Annotated in this window: 3 protein-coding genes and 1 pseudogene; 3 read left to right on the forward strand and 1 reads right to left on the reverse strand. The window is 46.5% G+C overall.

Annotation, left to right across the window (positions count from 1 at the left end; genetic code table 11):
- Nucleotides 1-137 precede the first annotated feature (137 nt).
- Nucleotides 138-422: pseudogene (locus RMO27_RS10115) on the reverse strand (Uma2 family endonuclease); the annotation flags it as partial.
- 244 nt (nt 423-666) lie between these two features.
- Here RMO27_RS10115 and RMO27_RS10120 point away from each other — a divergent pair.
- The 3 genes from RMO27_RS10120 to dndD form a co-directional block, all read left to right on the forward strand.
- Nucleotides 667-1,398 carry a lysophospholipid acyltransferase family protein gene (locus tag RMO27_RS10120; protein ID WP_309731975.1) on the forward strand — a complete coding sequence of 244 codons (732 nt, stop codon included), beginning with the start codon at nt 667-669 and terminating at the stop codon, nt 1,396-1,398.
- Nucleotides 1,399-1,401: 3 nt separating this feature from the next.
- On the forward strand, nt 1,402-2,151 hold the full coding sequence (locus RMO27_RS10125; RefSeq protein WP_309731977.1) for an alpha/beta hydrolase: 750 nt from the start codon (nt 1,402-1,404) through the stop codon (nt 2,149-2,151).
- A 149-nt stretch (nt 2,152-2,300) separates the two neighbouring features.
- A partial coding sequence (dndD, locus tag RMO27_RS10130; RefSeq protein ID WP_309731980.1) for a DNA sulfur modification protein DndD occupies nt 2,301-4,055 on the forward strand: 1,755 nt, incomplete at its 3' end.

A 4,055-nucleotide genomic window follows, 5' to 3' on the forward strand; every position in this document is an offset into this window, starting at 1 on the left:
AAGATTCATAGTGCATAAACTAAAGATATGGGATAAGATTTTGCACGATCGGTAGTCATTCAGTTAAATCGCTGAAAGCCTGACATAGCAATAGTTTGAAATGTACTTTGACCTTTTTGGCGCGTTGGGCTATTTTAGCCATCATCATCGCGGGGAATCCGTTCCCACGCAAATACAGCCACATCGGGGACAGTCGATCGACCGCCAAAAGTACAGCGTAATTCGGGATAAGCTCGGGCAATTCGATCGGGCTTGAGTACGGTATTAATCGCCGGAACAAGGTCGCCTTGAATAGTGCTGTGCTTTCCTTGGGGCATTGGTTTTTGGATAATTTGACCATCAACAAACTCGCTGGCAGGCTTTGTCTCTGGTAGCTGGAGGAAGTCGGCGAGTGTAATGGGTTTAGTCGATGTTTGCACCATTGCTGGAGGGGTGATGGGTTATTTAGTATTATCTATCTAATTCCGGTCATCGATCGGCTAGTGAAGTCCGATCCAGCAGAGCTGCTGCTTACCCCGATCGAGTAAATCGAGTTAAAATTGACAGTATAAAAATTAGCTTAAATTCAGTTCATAATTCGATCGAAGAGCTTGAAATCGAATACTTATCGAATCGATCTACTCTGTCCACACCGATTGTACTGGCTTAATCCTTTCAGGTAACTTCATGAATTTACTGGAGTCGATCGCTCCCTTCGATGGCTATGTTACTGCTATGGCTCAAGATGTCTTGGGCTTGTTGGGTCTGGATGTTCGGGTACAAAACCGCGAACGTTTACCCCCATCTGGCCCGACCCTGATTGTCTGCAATCATCGTAGTTTCCTCGATCCGTTCATTCTGACTAGTTTTCTGAATACGCCGATCAACTTTGTCTGTCATCGCTACATGGGCAATGTCCCCGTGTTGCGAGAGGTATTGCAGAGTTGTGGTGGTTTTCCGCTGACAAGCGATGACTGGTATCCTGAATTATTGCACCATGCGACCGGACTGCTCGATCGGGGTAAAACGATCGGGATTTTTCCTGAGGGTGCCGCGCCGATGCTGGCAACCCCACCACCCACAGGGATCTGTCCCTTTTATCGTGGGTTTGCCCACCTAGCATTGCAAGCCACTGTCCCCGATCTCCAGATCGTACCAGTAGCGATCTTATCTCAGTCAGAAATGCAGTGGCCTGCCATCCCATTAAGCGTGCTGCATCACTTAGATCCTCTAGAACCATTGTTTAGGCAAGATGGCTGGCATCCTGCCGTCGTCTATCAGGAAGTAGCGATTCGGATCGGCAAGCCGTTAGCGATCGCGCCGTACCAGCACCAGTACCACGGTCGCCAAGCTGGTAAAGTAGTAAAGGATTTGACCGCCACATTATCGAGCCAAGTTGCTGAACTGCTCTCAGCATAAACCATGCAGCTTTACCCCATTAGTTTTTTTCAACCGCGACCACCACAGGCACATCTGCCATTGTTTGTCTTTTTTCCAGGTATGGACGGGACTGGTCAATTGTTATACAGACAAATAGACCGGTTGACAGCTAGGTTTGACATTCGCTGTATCGCGATCGCCAGTAACGATCTGAGCGACTGGGATGGTTTGGTCGATCGCGCTTTACAGCTCATTGCTACCGAACTTACTGAGGGGCGCGAGCTGTATTTCTGTGGGGAGTCGTTTGGAGCTTGTTTTGCCATGCAAGCCGCTGGCCAAATTGCCAGCAAAATTAGCGAACTGGTGCTCATCAATCCAGCTTCTTCGTTAGTCCGGTTGCCATGGCTGGCGAGTGGCAGTGCCTTAACTAGAATCTTACCAGATGTCCTCTATCCCCTCTCGGCCAGGATTTTGGTCAATTTTCTGATCGATGCTGAGCGGGTCGCCCCACCAGATCGCCAGCGATTACTCAATGCGATGCTTTCCGTCCAGCCACAGTCGGCGGCTTGGCGATTAGATCTACTCCGACAGTTTGACGTGCAGACAATTTTACCCAAAATCGTCGATATTCCCGTATCTTTAATTGCGGGAGCACTCGATCGATTATTGCCATCAGTGCCAGAAGTCCAAATTCTAGAGCAGTTGTTGCCGCGATCGAAAACTAAGTTTTTACCCTACAGCGGTCATGCTTGCCTATTAGAAAAAGATATTTATTTAGCCGATCTCTTGTAAGGTTGAATCTATTCTGGGGTTAGAAGATAGTGAATAGTGAATAGTGAATAGTGAATAGTGAATAGTGGATAGTGGATAAATCTCCCAGTCCCCCAGTCTCCCAGTCTCCCCGTCCCCAACTCTCAACTCCCAACTCCCAACTCCCTAAAATGCTATTCCGCGACCTGGTTTTAGAAAACTTTGGTTCTTATTTAGGTAAGAACACTCTTAATTTATTACCGGATTCGGCGGCTGAGAGTCGCCCGATTATTCTGATTGGGGGGATGAATGGTGGTGGCAAGACGACGATTATGGATGCGATGCGATTGGCTTTATATGGTGCGCGCGCGCAGTGTTCGACGCGGGGCAATTTGAGTTATGGGGATTTTCTCCATCAATGCGTCAGTCGGCAAACACCATTAACCGAGAAAGCACGGATTGAATTAGCATTTCAAGTTGCTGAAGAGGGGGAGTTGCAGGAGATTCGGATCGTGAGATATTGGGAGCGCAATCCCAAAGAAGGTAAGGATACTTTAGGGATTTTGGTTAATGATTGGGCAGATAAAACACTGCTGAATACTTGGGATGAATATATTGAAAATCTCTTGCCGTTAGGAATTTCCAATCTATTTTTGTTTGATGGCGAGCAAGTCAAGGAATTAGCCGAGCAGGAAACACCTCCAGTTGGTGTATTTGATGCAATTCAATCATTGCTAGGATTGGAATTAGCCGAACGGTTGGCGACAGATTTAGATGTATTAGTAACCAGGAAGCGGAAGGATAATGCAACTGGCAAACAGTTAGAAGCGATCGATGAAATTGAGTCGCGATTGGCGCAGCAGCAGGTAGAATTAAGCGAGCTGACAGTAGGTTTGGAGCAACTAGATGCGAAATTAACGATCGCGATCGAGCAAGAACAACAAGCTTTTGATAAATTCGTCCTGGAAGGGGGCAAAATTGCCGCTCAGGGTAAGGAACTAGATCTCGCAGCCACCGCGATTAAAACTCAAATCGATCGGCAGCGGCAAGAATTAGCCGATCTGGCCGCAGGTAATTTACCATTAGGTTTAATTGCGCCGTTATTGACTCAGATCCGAACGCAAGGTGAAATCGAAATCCGCCATCAGCAAGGCAAAGCCGCGCTCGATCTACTCGTCGAGCGCGATCGACGGTTGCTAGAATTTCTCCAGCAGCAACAGCTATTATCAACTCAAATTACTGATATTCAATCTTTTCTAGATCGAGAAAATCAGAGTTTGGTTCGGGAAGCAACGTTAGATAATTCAGTGTATCTAGGTGTCGATGCTGAAGTAATCAATCAGTTAGATCTGCTCCTGAAGTCTGAATTAGATCGCGATCTGGATCGTGCTAATAATCTCCAAACCCAAGTAACTAAACTCGAAGCCGAACTAGATTTTCTCGATCGCCAAATTGCTGAAGCGGCATCACCGGAAGAATATCTCCGTCTCAAAACTCAAGAAACTACCGCCCGCGAATTAGTCTCCCAACTCAGAGCGGATCGGATTAATGGAGATCGACAATCTACCGAACTTGATCGGATTATTACTAGAACCAAGCAGGAATTAGCCACCTACACTGAAAAAAATATTCAACTTAAAAACGATCGGCATATTATCGATTCGATCGCCAAAGTTAAAGCGACATTACAGATATTTAAAGAGAAGCTGACGCTCAAAAAGATTAATAAACTCGAAAATGAAGTCACCGAATGTTTTCGCTATCTATTGCATAAATCTGAACTCGTGCGGCGGGTGACAATCGATAGTAATACTTTCACCCTTTCTCTACATGATAGCGATGGCAAATTATTGCCCAAACATCGACTCTCCGCAGGCGAAAAACAACTGCTAGCGATCGCCCTATTGTGGGGATTGGCACGGGTATCGGGACGACAATTACCGATC

The sequence above is a fragment of the Chamaesiphon sp. OTE_75_metabat_556 genome (assembly GCF_031378165.1).
Classification (GTDB): Bacteria; Cyanobacteriota; Cyanobacteriia; order Cyanobacteriales; family Chamaesiphonaceae; genus Chamaesiphon.

What these genes read in the sequence shown, in the direction of transcription:
- RMO27_RS10120 (WP_309731975.1), top strand. Translation starts at nt 667, where the DNA reads ATGAATTTACTGGAGTCGATCGCTCCCTTCGATGGCTATGTTACTGCT.
- RMO27_RS10125 (WP_309731977.1), top strand. Translation starts at nt 1,402, where the DNA reads ATGCAGCTTTACCCCATTAGTTTTTTTCAACCGCGACCACCACAGGCA.